At 41.9% G+C, this 16,994-nt stretch carries 16 protein-coding genes; 5 read left to right on the forward strand and 11 right to left on the reverse strand.

Features of this window, described 5'->3' with window-relative positions; translation table 11 throughout:
• The first annotated feature begins 32 nt into the window (after window positions 1-32).
• The gene (dsbB, locus tag GKR48_RS03540) at window positions 33-548 is read left to right on the forward strand and encodes a disulfide bond formation protein DsbB (protein ID WP_036954894.1); all 516 of its coding nucleotides are present in this window, start codon (window positions 33-35) and stop codon (window positions 546-548) included.
• A 65-nt stretch (window positions 549-613) separates the two neighbouring features.
• Here dsbB and GKR48_RS03545 read toward each other — a convergent pair whose 3' ends face one another.
• From GKR48_RS03545 to GKR48_RS03555, 3 genes are all read right to left on the reverse strand, one after another.
• Window positions 614-919, reverse strand: coding sequence for a DUF333 domain-containing protein (locus GKR48_RS03545; protein WP_154627041.1), 306 nt, complete (start codon window positions 917-919; stop codon window positions 614-616).
• 56 nt (window positions 920-975) lie between these two features.
• On the reverse strand, window positions 976-1,308 hold the full coding sequence (locus GKR48_RS03550) for a DMT family transporter (RefSeq protein WP_154627043.1): 333 nt from the start codon (window positions 1,306-1,308) through the stop codon (window positions 976-978).
• Window positions 1,309-1,415: 107 nt separating this feature from the next.
• Window positions 1,416-2,615: a sugar transporter gene (locus GKR48_RS03555; protein ID WP_154627045.1), complete on the reverse strand. Its 1,200-nt coding sequence runs from the start codon at window positions 2,613-2,615 to the stop codon at window positions 1,416-1,418.
• 238 nt (window positions 2,616-2,853) lie between these two features.
• On the opposite strand from GKR48_RS03555, the gene GKR48_RS03560 reads away from it, so the two are divergent.
• Complete coding sequence (locus GKR48_RS03560) at window positions 2,854-3,075, forward strand: DUF2594 family protein (protein WP_154627048.1); 222 nt, start codon at window positions 2,854-2,856, stop codon at window positions 3,073-3,075.
• A 273-nt stretch (window positions 3,076-3,348) separates the two neighbouring features.
• Here the strand turns inward: GKR48_RS03560 and GKR48_RS03565 are convergent, their stop codons facing one another.
• The 7 genes from GKR48_RS03565 to GKR48_RS03595 form a co-directional block, all read right to left on the reverse strand.
• On the reverse strand, window positions 3,349-4,803 hold the full coding sequence (locus GKR48_RS03565) for a YfcC family protein (protein WP_154627050.1): 1,455 nt from the start codon (window positions 4,801-4,803) through the stop codon (window positions 3,349-3,351).
• Window positions 4,804-4,845: 42 nt separating this feature from the next.
• Complete coding sequence (locus GKR48_RS03570) at window positions 4,846-5,976, reverse strand: M20 family metallopeptidase (protein WP_154627052.1); 1,131 nt, start codon at window positions 5,974-5,976, stop codon at window positions 4,846-4,848.
• 873 nt (window positions 5,977-6,849) lie between these two features.
• Window positions 6,850-7,734 carry a protease HtpX gene (htpX, locus tag GKR48_RS03575; protein WP_036954871.1) on the reverse strand — a complete coding sequence of 295 codons (885 nt, stop codon included), beginning with the start codon at window positions 7,732-7,734 and terminating at the stop codon, window positions 6,850-6,852.
• A gap of 190 nt (window positions 7,735-7,924) precedes the next feature.
• Window positions 7,925-8,662 (reverse strand): cell envelope biogenesis protein TolA, encoded by a 738-nt coding sequence (locus GKR48_RS03580; RefSeq protein WP_154627054.1) that lies wholly within the window; start codon window positions 8,660-8,662, stop codon window positions 7,925-7,927.
• 224 nt (window positions 8,663-8,886) lie between these two features.
• On the reverse strand, window positions 8,887-10,932 hold the full coding sequence (gene prc / locus GKR48_RS03585; protein WP_154627055.1) for a carboxy terminal-processing peptidase: 2,046 nt from the start codon (window positions 10,930-10,932) through the stop codon (window positions 8,887-8,889).
• 19 nt (window positions 10,933-10,951) lie between these two features.
• Entirely contained in the window at window positions 10,952-11,638 is a 687-nt protein-coding gene (gene proQ, locus GKR48_RS03590; protein ID WP_154627057.1) for an RNA chaperone ProQ, read from the reverse strand.
• Between the two features lie 110 nt (window positions 11,639-11,748).
• Complete coding sequence (locus GKR48_RS03595) at window positions 11,749-12,231, reverse strand: GAF domain-containing protein (RefSeq protein ID WP_154627058.1); 483 nt, start codon at window positions 12,229-12,231, stop codon at window positions 11,749-11,751.
• 131 nt (window positions 12,232-12,362) lie between these two features.
• On the opposite strand from GKR48_RS03595, the gene yebS reads away from it, so the two are divergent.
• From yebS to GKR48_RS03610, 3 genes are all read left to right on the forward strand, one after another.
• Window positions 12,363-13,589 carry a membrane integrity lipid transport subunit YebS gene (yebS, locus tag GKR48_RS03600; RefSeq protein WP_154627059.1) on the forward strand — a complete coding sequence of 409 codons (1,227 nt, stop codon included), beginning with the start codon at window positions 12,363-12,365 and terminating at the stop codon, window positions 13,587-13,589.
• Window positions 13,564-15,903 (forward strand): MlaD family protein, encoded by a 2,340-nt coding sequence (locus GKR48_RS03605; RefSeq protein ID WP_154627060.1) that lies wholly within the window; start codon window positions 13,564-13,566, stop codon window positions 15,901-15,903. The genes yebS and GKR48_RS03605 overlap by 26 nt, the downstream gene beginning before the upstream one ends.
• Window positions 15,904-16,053: 150 nt before the next feature.
• Complete coding sequence (locus tag GKR48_RS03610) at window positions 16,054-16,287, forward strand: DUF1480 family protein (RefSeq protein ID WP_154627061.1); 234 nt, start codon at window positions 16,054-16,056, stop codon at window positions 16,285-16,287.
• A 334-nt stretch (window positions 16,288-16,621) separates the two neighbouring features.
• On the opposite strand, the gene GKR48_RS03620 is transcribed toward GKR48_RS03610, so the two are convergent.
• Window positions 16,622-16,969 (reverse strand): DUF2511 domain-containing protein, encoded by a 348-nt coding sequence (locus tag GKR48_RS03620; protein ID WP_154627062.1) that lies wholly within the window; start codon window positions 16,967-16,969, stop codon window positions 16,622-16,624.
• Window positions 16,970-16,994: the final 25 nt, after the last annotated feature.

The following is a 16,994-nucleotide window of genomic DNA, read 5'->3' on the forward strand; positions in this document are numbered from 1 at the left end:
AATAAGCCGATTATTAATGAAGGGAATTTATTATGTTCAGATTTTTTAATTACTGTTCTCAAGGACGGTCAGCTTGGCTGCTTATGGCATTCACTGCTTTTATGCTTGAATGTGCTGCTCTGTATTTCCAACATATTATGAAACTGCAACCTTGTGTAATGTGTATCTATGAGCGCGTTGCATTGATGGGAATTATTGCTGCAGGTTTAATCGGGGCGATTGCACCGAAAAGCACCGTCGTTAAAGTGATTGCGATTGTGGTTTGGCTGTATGCGGGTTGGCGTGGATTAGACCTTTCATGGGAACATACCATGCTGCAACTTTACCCGTCTCCGTTTGCATCCTGTGATTTCTTTGTCAATTTCCCAGACTGGTTACCGCTGCAAGAATGGGTACCTTCTGTGTTTGAAGCGACAGGGGATTGTGCGGTTAGACAGTGGGCATTCTTAGGGTTAGACATGCCGCAGTGGTTAGTTGGTATTTTTGCAGCTTACATCTTAGTTGGCATCATCGTTGCAATCAGCCTCTTCTTCCCAAGCAAAAAATAACCTTTCTCTTTTCGCCCATCAACTGTGCTTGATGGGCGATTCAAATCATTAGCTCACCAAAATACTTAGATACAGGCCCCACTACGAATTGCCGAAACGGCACAACGGCGCCCATTTGCAAACTGGCAAACTGGGGTCTTTTCACCATTGAGTTCTAAATTCAGTGAAGGTAACCCACCCGCTGAAGTGCATGCTTCTTGTGCACCTGGGCCCAAATTCACCACTTGTTGAGCATATTGAGAACCGGATGTTTCTGCTCTTGTCATCTTACTGTTATCAGGGCTACTGCACGCTGAAAGTAAAATGGATAACACGGTAGCTGAACCCATTGCCACGACTGCTTTTAACAGCGCCTGACGTTTCCTTTTCATTCTCTTTCTCCGATAGTATCAGCGCTGTTTTGCATCCCATTATGTTTTGAACCTGATTAATGGGTGCCGCTTTTAGAAAACAGGTTGATGACCAATACACCAATGATAATTAATAGCATACCAATAATTGCGGGTAAATCGAGTTTTTGGTTATAAATATAGATAGCCACCACAGAAACCAACACAATTCCCAATCCTGACCAAATGGCATACGCGATACCCAACGGCATTACCTTCACAACTTGGGAAAGCCCCCAGAAAGAGACTGCATAGCCAATGATAACCACTAAAGAGGGCCAAAAACGGCTAAAACCATCCGACGCTTTTAACGTTGTTGTCGCGATCACTTCCGCAATAATGGACATTAATAAGAAGCCCAATCCTTTCATTGTTCACCTTTCTCTATTCTTTCACCTAAAATTTGGCAGAAATTTAACACACAAAAAAGCACCGTACTAACCTTTAATTAGTACAGCGCACAATGAATAAATCTAGCTTAATAATTAGCAGCAGTTGACTGTTTTCCTGCAAAAGCTGAGCGATAGCGAGTGTAGATAAACACACACCAAGAGAATGCTAAAAGGCTGATAATCGCTCCCACATAACCAATATTAGTCATTCCCATATGGGTAATAACTTGGTTTCCTAATAATGCCCCAGCACCAATACCAATATTAAATAATCCAGAGAAAATCGACATCGCCACATCGGTCGCATCTGGCGCCAAATCCAGAACCTTCACTTGGATCCCGAGGCTAATGCACATAATCGCCACTCCCCAGAATATACAGGTACCAATCAACGTCCAAACATCACCACTTAATGGCATAAATAACACTAAACAAAGTGTCAGTAAGGCCATCGATACCGGTAAAAATGAGAGAGTAAAGCGGCTACTGTAGCGGCTAAACAAGACGCTACCAAAAATGCCAGCCCCACCAAAAATTAATAATAAGAGTGTGGCAAAATTTTGACTCTGTAAGGCAATATCACGTACAAACGGCTCAATATAACTATACGCAGTAAAATGAGCCGTAATGACGACGGTGATTAACACAAAGACACCCATCAATGCGGGGCGTTTAAACAGAATCGGTAGGCTTTTTAACGAACCGGAATGTTCGCTCGGTAAACGAGGTAAGAATCGCAATAACGCAATCAGGGTGAATAACGCCAGTACGCCGATACACAAGAATGTCACCCGCCAGCCCATCCATTGCCCAATCACTCGCCCTAATGGTAATCCCAACACCGTCGCCAGTGCCGTTCCCGTGGCGAGCAAGCCCAATGCTTGCGCTTTTTTACCCGCAGGCGCGACACGGATCGCCAATGATGCTGTAATCGACCAGAAAACTGCATGAGATAACGCGATACCGATACGCGCAATAATCAGCACTTCAAAATTCCACGCAATCCCACATAAAATATGACTGAGAATAAAGACAACAAACAAAATCCCCAGTAATTTTCGCCGCTCAAATTTCCCCGTCATCAGCATTAATGGTAAAGACATCACTGCGACAACCCACGCATAAATGGTGATCATCAGCCCTGTATGGGCAACGGTCATATCAAAACTTTCGGCAATATCACTCAGTAATGCGACGGGAACAAATTCAGTAGTATTAAAGACAAAAGCCGCAACGGAAAGCGCCAATACACGGATCCACGCAGTGCTTCGAGAAACCTGGGACATGGTTTACGACATCCTGTTGATGATAATTAAGGCCAATGACAGCCTTCAGTACATTTTTGTGAATAATATCACATTCACCATTCATCTTTAAAGGATTGAAAACTATCATGTTCACACTGTTTTTTCATAGAGAAACAGTTACTCCCCTTTAATTTTCATGTCAGTTTGAAAAGCGACAGAATCATTTCTTCTATGCTACAATCTGCAAATTACTTTTTATTCTTACAGGAATTCCTAAATGAAAACCCATTTTCCAACTGAGCCAGACGTAAACGCATTAGCAGACGAAATAACTTGTTTAAAAAATCTTGTTACTCATATGCTTAAAGCTATCGGTCAGGCTGACGCGGGTAAAATTTTGATCAAAATGCAACGCGAAGTCGCTTCGATAGAAGATGAGAAGCAAGCTGAGACTTACAAAAACATTTTAGAACAAATCAAGACTGGTTATCGTCAATAAGAGCTTTAGCGATAAATGCGATTCTAAGCGCTAACTCAAAACAGCGAACTAAAGTGCACAAAAACCTAAGTTTCGTTCACTAGAATCCTTTATCTTTGATCTCGAATTAAACCATTCTTTATTCATTTAGCTCCCCCTTCAGATCCCTATGAAGGGGGCTTTTTTTTACCTAAAACCCTACCAAATAATTCATACCCAAAAACAAAAAACGCCACTCTTTCGAGTAGCGCTTTAATAAATACCCTATCTGTCTAAATAACCTAATAAACGGACTTAAATCGGGCCTAAATTCGTCATGACTGCGTAAACAATCGAGATAATCGAAATAATGATCCAAGTTAATACCAGCGGCCAGATAAACTTCAGCCACTTGGTATATGGGATTTTCGACGTCGCTAATACTGCCATCAAAATACCTGACGTTGGGTTAATACAGTTCACGACACCTTCGCCCATTAATACTGTTTGAACAGTCGTTTGACGAGTGATTTCTAACAGATCGCCCATTGGGGTGAAAATAGGCACTAAAACTGCCGCTTCCCCGGAACCTGAAGAAATAAAGAAGTGCATAATCGCTGCTGTACCGAACATAGAAAGCGCAGATAATGTTTTCGGTAAGCCATCCATCAGAGAAATAATCGAATTCACGATGGTGTCTAAGATCATGCCATCCGCTAATACAATCGCAATCGCACGCGCCATACCAACGATAAATGCCCCACCAACCATGCCAGCACAGCCTTTCAGGAAGCCGGTTGCAATATCATTTGGTGACATTCTGTTCAGTACGCCCACACCCACGCCTAAGATGATAAACATGGCCATCATCTCTTTCTCGCCCCAACCCCACTCAATCGCACCAAAAATAAAGCCAATTAAACAGAATGCGGCATAGGATAATGTAATGACGTGGCGTAAAGAGATTTTTGAGGTCTCAAATTGGCTATCATCAATTTGCACTTCTGGGCGAACCATCCCTTGACGGCGGCTTTTCTTCGCGTACAGCGTTAAGAAGATAATCCCTGCAACCACAAAGCTAATATAAACCACAGTACGAAAGCCAAATGCCGATAGCAGTGGAACGTCAGCTAAACCTTGAGATAACCCGACTGTCATCGGTGCCATTACTGAGGCGTTAAAGCCGGAGTAAGCCGCAACATAGACAATCGCTGCGCCAAACTTGTCATCCATTCCGACAGACTTTGCCACCAATAAACCTATTGGTACGAATGCAATTATCGAATTCACCACAATCCCTGTCGTGCCCAAAATGGAAAACACCACAAAGAAGATAGTGATCAACAAAAAGTCATTGAGCTTTTTACTGCGTGAAATATTACTCAGAACTTTGTTGATTGCGCCCGTCGTTTCAAGCAGATGTAACGCACCGCCAGTAAAGATAATCAGGAAAATGATCGGAGCCGCTTTAACTAGCCCGTCTGCAATCGACGTGAAAACCTGCCCTGGTAGAACGCCATGCTGTTCAGGTAAGCGCTCATAACTCCCCGGAATGGTATAGGAACTCTTAACTTGGGTTTCCACGCCATCTTTGATAGTCGTGATTACTTTCGTTTCAGAGGCGTATTGCCCTGCCGGAACGATCCAAGTCGCAACCGCTGCCGCTACTAAGATGAAAAAGAGCAATACATACGGGTTTATCCCATCAGAACGCTTTTTTTGTGGTGTTGTTGATGTTGCTTTTGATGTTGTTGGTATGGATGTTGCCATAGATTTATCCTGTTGGATTATTATTTGTTTTGTTAGCCATAATTACTGCGTAATGCGTTTTAACACATTGAAAAATAACTGAGCGCGCTCAGTTAAAGAGGGAATTTCGAGGTACTCTTTGTCACTATGTTGATAGCCGCCAATTGGGCCTAAACCGTCTACCGTTGGTGTCCCCACTCCTGCGGTAAATGAAGCATCAGAACCGCCGCCTGTAGAGACATCTACCAGAGTGATCGCCAGTTTGTCGGCTTCTTGTTTGATGATGTCGATAAGCGCGGCGCTTTCTGGCGTTTTTGCCATTGGTGGACGGTTGATCCCGCCGGTCAATGAAAGCTGAATGCCTTCTAGAACGGGCTGGCTGCACACTTCACGTACTTTCTTATCTATTTCAATACCTTGCTGCTCAGAAGAGATCCTCACATCAATTTCTGCTCGCGCATTTGGCGCGACGGTATTCACGGATGTTCCACCTGTGATCAGACCCACGTTCACCGAAAGCCCTTTGTCATGTTGAGAAAGTGCATGTAAGCTTTGGATTTTAAAAGCAAGTTCTTGGATAGCGCTGATCCCAGCTTCAGGAGCAATACCTGAGTGAGAGGCTTTCCCTTGAATGGTCAGAACATAGGTTCCCACACCGCGACGGGCGCTAACAATGGCACCATTCGCACGTGCTGGCTCCATCACTAGCGCATAGCGTTTGCTTTTTGCACATTGCTCGATGAGCGACCGTGACGAAATAGAACCAATCTCTTCGTCGCAGTTCAGCAGCACTTCAATTTTTTTGTAGCGCTCATCGTTGGTGGCATAAAGCTGTTTGATCACCTGATGCACCATGACATGGCTGCCTTTCATATCGATAACACCGGGACCATAGGCTCTATCACCCTCAATGCTAAATGGTCTTTCCGCTACGGTTCCTTTTGGAAATACAGTATCAAGATGCAGTAAAATCAAAATTTCAGGTGTGGTGGATGGGTGATAAATGCGATAGTTATTACCTAATTTTTCATTTGGGATTATCTCAACTTCAAAGCCCATTGATTGGTAGCGTTCACACCAAAATGCCGCGTGATTATCAACACCCTCTTTATCGTATGAACCGGATTCGGTATTAACCACTTTCTCTAATAATTCCAGCATCTCTGCTTCGTGTACTAAAAATTCATTGTGCATGTTGAGTTCCTATTATTTATTATTTTATGGCGAGATATTTCAATGAGGAAATTGGCCCCGCACGATAAGACTTTTATTCCAAACAAAATGAAATGTTTATTACTCATAGGCGATAATATTATCGATATATTCCATTTGACGCGTAAAAACACACCGCCATCTATGCATTATTAATGCATAAACAACAATGGCGAGTAACTAGGAGTTTAACCCAAGGTGGAACAACCCTATGATAATCCGACATTTAGCTTGATTAAAAAGGATACTTTTGCACCATAACATAATAGACAAATAAATTACAAATAATTATTAACGCATAACTATGCATTATTTTTTGAATCTTTAAAAAAGTAATAGTTACAGAAAGGAATTATAAAAATAATCATAATCAATATATTAATTATGGTAAATAATTTTCAAAAATTAATGGCATGCTATTAATTTTAGTTAACCATAAATATGTAGCATTACACACGGTCTTTATTTTTTTTATTTACGTTATTTAACGCCAATAAAGCGTATTCATCATTTAACTTTATTTAAATTAAAATAATCACAAAGGAGTATTTAGTCTATTTATTCAACATTTATAAGATAAATAAACATCAGCGCCTAAAAAACATACGGAGTTTTTAAACTGAGAGTTTAATGACATTCAATTTAGGTGCGATTTTCTTTCAGTATGTTTATTTAGCTCTCTTCAGCATAAAATGCGATATACCTTTCTTCTACAGGCGTACCACCTTGCTGGCACTATTCGCTGGAATAGTTAGATAAAATGATAAATCAAATACCGCGGGGATAGAGGTAGGATAGGTAATAAAAAAGGGAAACATCATGTTTCCCTTTCATTTACCACATTAACACCGTAGGCTATTTCAGATACTGGCCTGAACGTAATGCTTCAATACGTTTATCTAATGGTGGGTGAGATAAAAACAGTTCGCTAAATGCTTTACCGCGGCCGTTGATACAAAATGCCATCAAGCGCCCTTCTTCTTGCGGCTCATAGCTCGTTTTCAGGCGTTGCAGTGCAGCAATCATTTTCTCTCTACCAACTAATTTGGCAGAACCTGCGTCTGCATGGAACTCGCGGTAACGAGAGAACCACATCGTAATGATGCTCGCTAAAATACCAAACACGATTTCTAATACCATCGAAACGGCAAAATAAACCATTGGGTTACCATTGCTGCTTTCACTTTCATTGTCATTATTGTTTGACATAAAGCCAGCCGCAACTTGCGCCAAAATACGAGAAATAAAGATAACGAAGGTATTCACAACACCTTGCAGTAAGGTCATGGTAACCATATCACCGTTAGCGACATGACTGATTTCATGAGCAATAACGGCTTCAGCCTCATCACGGCTCATGTTTTCCAATAACCCTGTACTTACCGCAACTAAAGAGGCATCACGGCGTGCACCCGTTGCAAATGCGTTAATATCCGGTGCATGGTAAATTGCCACTTGTGGCATTTTGATACCCACTTGTTGGGATTGACGGCTAACGGTGTTAACTAACCACTGTTCCATCTCATTACGTGGATGTTCGATAACTTCACCACCAACGGACTTCAGCGCCATCCATTTGGACATGAGTAGTGACACAAATGCACCACCAAAACCAAACAGTGCTGCCATGATCAGCAGACCCTGAGCACTACTTCCACGTATCCCGGTTAAACTCAAAATAATCCCGAACACAAACATAACAGCTAAGTTTGTGAGCAAGAATAAAGCAATTCTCATCATTTTTTATAGGTTCCTTGGTCAAAACAAACATCACGACAAATTTACTTTATAAATAAGGTTTTTTCACACCATTTCAAGCCCATTAACAGGAAAAAATCATAAAATAACATATCTTTACACACGGGAATAAAAAATGCCGTTTTAATAAACGGCATTTAAATGATAACGATAAGGCACTACGAGAAAATGATCAGCTCACTTTTCCTTTAGTTGGTTTGCCCTTAGAAACCTTTGCGGTTGTTTTTGCAGCAGCTTTAGCTTTATCAGCTTTAGCCTTGTCAGCTTTAGCTTTGTCAGCTTTAGCTTTGTCAGCTTTAGCTTTGTCAGCTTTAGCTTTATCGGCTTTAGCTTTATCGGCTTTAGCCTTGTCGGCTTTAGCTTTGTCAGCTTTATCTTTTGCTGCTTTGGTTGTGTCTTTTTCTACCGCTTTAGCTTTGTCGGCTTTTTCCTTCACCGCTTTAGAGGTTTCCTTCTCTTTAGTCTTGGCTTTATCTGCTTTCTCTTTTACCGCTTTAGAGGTTTCTTTCTCCGTCGCTTTTGCCTTATCTTTCACAGCTTTCGATGTTTCCTTCTCAGCTGCTTTAGCCTTATCAGTTGCTTTTGATGCTTTATCTTTTGCAGTTTTACTCATGTTGTCACCTGTCTCTTTGATAGAATCTACCGCTGATGGTTTGCTGGACTGCTTTGCCACACCCGCCCCAATACCCGCACCAATACCTGCATTTTTATTGATTGAGTTTTTTAGTTCATTTGTACAGACTTGCTCCGAACGACTGGTTGTTCCGTCATTACAGATAAATTGCCCGCCATCACAACGAGCAATTCCGCCTTTAGCGCCTGAACAAGGGTAGTTACTTGCATTCGCAGAACCCATTGACGACATCATGACCGCCATGACAGTTAATAAACCTACAGATAATTTACGCATTATTTTGCCTCATTAATAAGGGATATTACTAACTGAAGTGTAGGATACTTTTGAAAAAGCGAAAGAAAACCCAATAATATTTTAAATAAAAATTTAAGTTTAGTTGAATTTAAGTCTGTAGATAAAACACCAAATAAAACAAATCATTTTAAAATCAACCAATTATAGTATTTTTAGATATAAAAAAGCCAGCTTGCGCTGGCTCTAGAAAATACTCTTTATTTTTACTGCTTGGCACCAGAAAGCATCTTAGTGTTCTGATTCGAAAGGTCTATTGCCATTTTCACCGTTTCATCTAAATACGGATCTGGCGCTTCGTAATCTTTCGGTAAATCATCAATCGACTTCAATAATGGCTTGCCAAGTTTCGCATTGCGCTCATTAATGCGCTTCAGTTTGGTCGCATCAATTTCATTATCTTCCTTCTGACGCTGAGCATAGTTCAGAGAAATCAGATTTTTCGTCGCTTTCAAAGACTTGTAACGCGCAATATCCTCATCGATATATTTGAATTCAGGATCAACACTGATACGAGCTAAATGCTTGGTTTTAATCGGTGATAAATCAGCGTTGATGTCCCCAGATTTAGTGTAATTTGCAGCTGGGATGCTATCCCAAGGCAATGCGTTATCTTCAAAGCTTTCACCTGTTTCTGCTGGATCTTGCCCTGTTGGCATGACCACATCTGGCGTCACGCCTTTACGCTGAGTACTTCCACCATTTACACGATAGAACTTCTGGATAGTGTATTGCACTGAACCTAATGATGGCCATTCTGGTTTAAGCATTTGATCATAAACGCGGCTTAAACTTCTATGCTGCTGTACCGTTCCTTTACCAAAAGTCGGTTCGCCCACAATCAAAGCGCGGCCATAATCTTGCATTGCTGCAGCAAAAATTTCTGATGCAGAAGCACTAAAGCGATCAACCAGAACCACTAATGGACCTTTGTAATAGATAACATCATCGTCATCCGCATCTTGGCGAACTTGACCATTGTTATCACGAACTTGAACAACAGGCCCTTTGTTAATAAACAATCCAGATAATGCAACCGCTTCTGTTAATGCCCCACCGCCATTACCGCGCAGGTCAATAATCAGAGCCGATACATTCTCTTTTGCCATTTTTTGTAGTTCAGTTTTGACATCGTTGGTCAAACCAACATAGAAACCTGGAATATCTAATACACCAACTTTCTCTTTACCTTGCTGTTTGATAGACAGTTTTACCGCTCTATCTTCCAGTCGGATCTGTTCGCGAACAATTGTCACGATACGTGGCTTAGCACCTTTCGTGTCTGAAACGACTTCTAAACGAACTTGGCTGCCTTTTGGTCCCTTGATTAACGCGACGACGTCATCTAAACGCCAGCCCACAACATCAACAATAGGCTTACCAACTTGACCGACACCGATAATTTTATCGCCGACTTTTAACTCTTTACTTTTAGCCGCAGGACCACCTGCAACTAAAGAATTAATTGTCGTATTATCATCATCTTGTTGTAATACAGCACCAATCCCCTCAAGAGATAAACTCATTTCTGAGTTAAATTGTTCAGTGCTACGAGGTGATAAATAACTAGTATGAGGGTCAATTTCGCGAGCAAACGCATTCATGATTAATTGAAATACGTCTTCGCTTTGTGCCTGAGATAAGCGTTTCAATGCAAAATTGTAACGCTTAGTCAGCTTGTCTTTGATCTCTTTGTCATCTTTGCCCGTTAATTTCAAACTCAACCAATCATAGCGGACTTTTTGATCCCATAAACGGTCTAGTTCTTCTTTATCTTTCGGCCAAGGTGCTTTAGTGCGATCAACTTCAATAGAATCCGTCGCGTTTAAATCAATCGGTTGATCTAAACGCGCGAGTGCATATTTGAAACGTTCAAAGCGACGTTGCTGAGAAAGGTTATACAGGTCATAGAACTTATCTAACTTGCCATCTTCAAGCCATTCGCCCGTTTTTGCTTTATCTTTTGCATACTGGTCAACATCGGATTGAAGTAAAACATTGTGTCCGTAATCAATCATATTGAGATAACGGTCAAATATTTTCCCAGAAAACTCTTTGTCTAAATCGAATTGGCGATAGTGAGAACGCGTAAAACGCGATGTCACCCGCTCACTCACGGTACCGTGTTGTGTATTCTGCTTTAAAAGAGGTAACTGAGCAGCAGTGACCGAAGTCACTGCCTGAGTATTAGCTATTGCTGTGCCGAAAGTCGCGAGACTCACAACAAATGCAACTTTGAGTAATTTGTTCATGACCTGAGTGACCTCCGTATCAGAACTTTAAATGTTCCGCGCGCACAATCATTGCCAGACCAGATGGCAATTGAACCCTAACACCATCTTTGGCAATTTCCAGCACAGAGGCATCCATCATACTGCTACCCACTTTCACTTTCAGAGTCTGACCGACTTTCAGTGTGTTGATATCAGTAACTGATTTCAAATTCTCTTCAGCTGGGTTGCTACGAGGTTTTTTCGGAGCTGTATTTTGTGGGCGTTCTTTTTTGTCTGATGGACGGCGACGAGATGTGTTCTCTTTGTTCGCATCATTTTGACGAGGTGCTTTGTCGCTAGGCTTTTTCGCAGCAGGACGCTTTTGCGTTTTTTGTTGCTCTGCGCGTTGCGCTTGGACTCTCGCTTTCGCTTCAGCTAATTGTTGACGCGCATGGGCAATGTGCTCTGCATCTAATTCACCGCAGTCATCTCCATTTAAGTCAACACGTTTTGCGCCTTCTTTAACACCGTAAAGGTAACGCCAGCTAGAGGTATACATGCGTAACGCAGAACGTAATTGCGTTTTGCTAATACCATCTTCTTCGGTCAAGTTCCCTACGATATCTTGAAAAATTCCGACTTTAAGCGGACGTGCTTCGCCTTCAGCGATAAAACAGCGTGGAAAACGCTCTGCCAAAAATGCGATAACTTCTTTACTACTATTCAACTTAGGTTGATTTTCCATGAAATTTCCTGATAACAACGATTTTGCCAACCTCACGGGCATGAACAAGCGGACATTATAATCGTGTTGCTGACAATTGCCACGTTCCTATTGATTTTACATACCAATAATTAATAATATTTTGGTATAGAACACATCACCAAGTGCTGGCATAACTGGTCTGTAAGGTATTGAAGCCCTTTTTCATCTTCTTCATCGAATTGACCGATATTTGGGCTATCGATGTCTAAAACCCCAATTATCTTGCCATTTACACTCAGAGGGAAGACGATTTCCGAGTTACTTGCCGCATCACATGCGATGTGACCTGGGAAAGCATGCACATCTTCTACACGCTGAACTCGCGCTTCAGAAAATGCAGCACCACAGACGCCTTTATCGAACGGGATCCGTACACAAGCGACTTTGCCTTGGAAGGGGCCGAGAACCAGCTCCTTTCCATCACTCAAGTAAAAACCAACCCAGTTGATACCGGATAAACGTTCAAATAATAACGCACTGCTATTTGCCAAACTGGCAATTAAATCATACTCTCCAGCGATAAGTGCAGATAAACTATCTGAAAGTTCGAGATAATACTTCTTTTTATCCATATTTATTTTCAGTTATACATAAACAAGTAAAAAATATTAGTAAGCGTAGACCGTAGGTTAGCAAGTTGTCACTTTTACGTAAATTTTTTTACACTAGATTACAAGCAAATTAATTCATACAATAAATATATATGACCCACATTAATCATACTGCCATGAATTTGCAACGTTGTTGCCATTGTAACCAAAAAATAGTGACTCCGCCTTTTCAACCACAGCAAGTCATTGTTTGCCCAAGATGTTCTAGTCAACTAAATGATGGGCGCTCATGGTCACTCCGTCGTCTTGCTCTATTATCTATCACTTTATTGCTTCTTGCTCCCATCGCTTTTTGGCAGCCATTGATTTCTATTCATCTATTTGGCACTCAAATCAATGCTAATGTGCTTGATGGCATCCGCTTAATTAGTGAGCAAGGTGACCCTTTTACCGCCAGCATTGTGGCTTTTTGTGCGATAGCAGCACCGTTACTTTTGCCTATTTCAATTTTATCTTTGGTATTAGCGCGTTACCTGTCCATCAACATGCGCCCCATTTTACTGATGATGAAACATCTCAAAGAGTGGGTCATGCTGGATGTCTATCTTGTCGGTTTGGGTATCGCTACGATTAAAATGCAAGATTACGCGACGGTTTATGTTGGGCATGGTTTGATTGCGTTTGGAATTATGTCTTTGATTAGTATTATTATTTTAATCCACATTAATCTCGATGAACTGTGGCGACGGCTTTATCCTTTAGAGGAAAATGCAGATGCTCCTCATGCAGAAACCTGCCTAGCCTGCCATTTTACTGGCGAACCCAATAAGAAAGGCAAGTGCCAGCGCTGCCACCGTCCACTTCACCATCGCGAACCTTTAAGCTTACAAAAAACATGGGCCGCACTGATTGCCGCCATGGTGTTGCTAATCCCTGCTAACCTACTGCCTATTTCGACGTTTTATTTAAATGGGCGACGTCTAGAAGACACGATTTACTCCGGTGTTGTTTCCTTAATTGACTCAGGAAACTGGCCGATTGCCATTATCGTTTTTATTGCCAGTATTTTGGTGCCCTTCGTGAAGATTATCATCATGGTACTGTTACTATTTTCAATTCAGCTTAAAAGCCATACAGACCCTGTATTACGGATGAAATTGCTGAAATTCGTTTCATGGATTGGGCGCTGGTCGATGTTAGATTTATTCGTCATCGCCTTGATGATGACCTTAGTTAACCGCGATATGCTAATGTCATTTACGATGGGGCCTGCAGCTTTATATTTTGGTACCGCTGTTATTTTAACTATCCTTGCTGTTGAGTGGTTAGACAGTCGATTAATTTGGGATTCTTATGGAAAATCAAAACCATCAAAGTGAAACTTCGAATGAAGTTTCGGAGGCTATCAGCCGTAAAAGGACGACAATTTCGCCCTTTTGGCTGCTTCCCATCATCGCGATCATGATCGCAGGCTGGCTGCTATTTCAACAATGGGTGGAGCGTGGCACGCAAATTACCATTCAATTTTCATCCGCCTCTGGCGTTGTGGCAGGTCGAACGCCAATTCGCTACCAAGGTGTAGATGTCGGCATGGTACAAACCGTCTCTATCAGTGATGATATGAAAAGCGTCATTGTTACTGCCAATGTGAATAAAGACATGCGCTCTGCACTCACTTCAGGAACGCGTTTTTGGCTGGTAACACCTAAAGCCTCTCTAGCCGGCGTATCAGGCTTAGATGCTCTGGTAGGTGGGAACTATATTGGTATGCAACCAAGCACTGGCTCGCCAAAATCCCAATTTGTGGCGCTCGATACACCACCTCAGCGAAACTTAAATGAAGGTGAATTACTGATTTACCTCACCGCGAAAGATTTAGGCGCATTAAACGAAAACTCCCCCGTTTATTACCGTAAAGTTCCGGTCGGTTATATTTCTGATTATTCTTTGTTACCTGAAAATAAAGGCGTCTCCATCGCGGTTATTATTAAAAAGCGCTACGTTAATCTCGTCCGGTCAGATAGCCAATTTTGGAATATCTCCGGTATTGAAGGTGGCTTCGACCTGAATACTGGCGCCAGCATCAAAATGGAAAGCCTGTCGGCAGTGATCAATGGCGCTGTCGCATTTGATTCTCCAGAAAACAGCCTGCCAGCACAAACAGGGCAACAATATGAATTGCAGCCAAGTAAAGATGATGTCAAACCGCTTGATCAGCAAGGCAATATAGACTTGCAACTGACCCTCACCGCATTGGATACCTTCGGGGTAAATGTGGGGCAACCTGTTATCTACCGTGGAATAAAAATCGGTGAAGTATTACAGCGTCACTTAACGGATGACAATGTTCAGTTCCAAATTGCCGTGTTTAATGAATTTAAACATTTGGTTAAACAAGACAGTAAATTTGTCGCCAATAGCCGTGTCGATGTGCAGTTAGGTATGAGCGGATTACAATTCCAAGGCGCAACGCCGCAAGAGTGGCTAGAAGGCGGCCTACATATCATTCCAGGGAAAGGTAAAGATACATTACCAGACTCATTCCCGTTATATCGTACCGATGAAAATGCCAAGGCGGGTATTTTAGGCTCCGCACCGCCGACCACCATTACGCTAAACACCAATACCCTTCCCGACATTCAACAAGGTTCAGTGGTGTTATATCGCCAATTTGAAGTCGGTAAAATTGTGTCGATTAAACCAAACAATGACGGCTTTGCAGTGAATGTGTATATCTCAGGGCAATACCGTAACTTATTGACTCCACAAAGTGTTTTCTGGGCTGAAGGTGGTGCCAAAGTTCAGTTAAATGCTGGAGGTTTAACGGTTCAAGCTTCCCCACTCAGTCGTGCGTTTAGTGGTGCGATTAGTTTTGATAATATTCAAACTGGCTCATTAGATACTTCACGCCAACATACACTTTACCCATCAGAAACTGCGGCAAAAGCGATTGGTAGTGCGGTAACACTGACGACCTTTGATGCGTCTAAGCTCTCCGAAGGCATGCCTATTCGTTATTTAGGTATTAACATCGGGCAAATCGAATCACTGAAGCTGTCTGCGGATAATCGTGAAGTGAAAGCGAAAGCAATTTTGTATCCTGAATATGTGGAAAATTTCACCAAAATTGGCAGCCGTTTTGCCATTGTCACCCCTGAGCTTTCTCCATCGGGGGTTAACAACCTCGATACACTGATCCAACCATATATCAGTGCAGAGCCAGGACGCAGTAATAAGAGCCGTTTCCAATTTGAATTGCAAACTGCCAACATTACAGATTCCCGTTATCTTGATGGTCTCACCATTATCCTTGATGCTAGTGAGGCGGGTTCTATTCAGGTAGGAACGCCAATTCTGTTTAGAGGATTAGAGATCGGAACCGTCACTGGGCTTTATTTGGGAGAGCTTTCCGATCGCGTTTATGTTGCAACGCGTATAGGTAAAGAATACCAATATCTGATCCGTGATAATACCCAGTTCTGGTTATCTTCAGGTTATAACCTCGCCTTTGGCTTAACAGGCGGCGTGGTGAAAAGTGGCACATTCAAGCAGTTTGTTCGTGGTGGAATCTCGTTGGCAACCCCGCCAACAGTGCCACTCGCACCTAAAGCTAAACCTGATCAGCATTTCATTCTGAAATTAGAGCCACCAGCGGACTGGTTAGACTGGGGAACCCCTATCCCCAAAAAATAATCCCTAACAAGGCGTCATGTTTCTCAGCATGACGCCTTTTTTATTCTCTATTACTGAAAATATATTTTGGAAATGAATTCCATTTATACTATGCTTAATTCCGTTGGGCTGATTTTTTATTGTAAAAATAAAGAGTAAAGAGGAAATGTTATGAATATAGTTAAATTGAAAATCTCTTCCTATGAAATCAATGATGCCGTTATGGCTGATAAGCGTAGCGATACTGTGAGTATTCCTTGCGATTCCGATTCTGAATTTTGCATGCAACTGGATGGTTGGGATGAACACACGAGTATCCCTGCGACACTGGATGAAAAACCGGTTCTGCTCTATCGCCAGCGTTATGATAAAGAAAATCATCATTGGCTAATGAGAATTGCTTGATGAAGATGGTGGTATTAAATAGAACGGTCAGATGGGAAATAATACAAAAAAAAGAGGCCTGGTAGATTCCGATTACCGGGCCTTGGGAAATGGCTCTGGCAGAGCCGTGCGCTAAAATTGCCATTGAGACGTAACAAAGTACTCCCTAATACTAGCGTTCAGCTTACGTTCTTACCACTTAAATTAGCAATTATTTTACATATTTTTAACACAATTTATTGCTTAATTTTCCAAGATTGAACTATTTGCATGATAAGTTAAACCTATCTAAGCAATCAGTAAAACCTTTCAATTGCCATCTCCTTGATCTTTCTAGCTAAAGGCTAACAGCACCTTACTTATTGCCACACAGTTTCTCTGCGGCTTGCTTCAGCGGCAATACTCGTTCTTCAACTGATTTAGTGGTCTCAATAGGTGCTAATAGCACATCAATCGGTTGTGCTTGGATCTCTTTCTTTTCCATTTGTGCCGTTGCAATATCATTCAATGGATGCTGCATTAACGTAGACGGGTTGATGACCACCAATGCGCCGTTAGCACGACACTCTAACATTACTTCTTCACGCTTTAGCGGCCACTCATCACCAAACTGTTTTTTACTGACGCTCGCCAATGGTGCAGCCATCGCCGTACTGAATGTTCCACCCAGTACTAACGCACAAATTATGAATTTAAATTTCATTTAAAATGACCTTGTCAAACAGGGT

This window comes from Providencia sp. wls1943, assembly GCF_009706275.1.
GTDB lineage: Bacteria > Pseudomonadota > Gammaproteobacteria > Enterobacterales > Enterobacteriaceae > Providencia > Providencia zhijiangensis.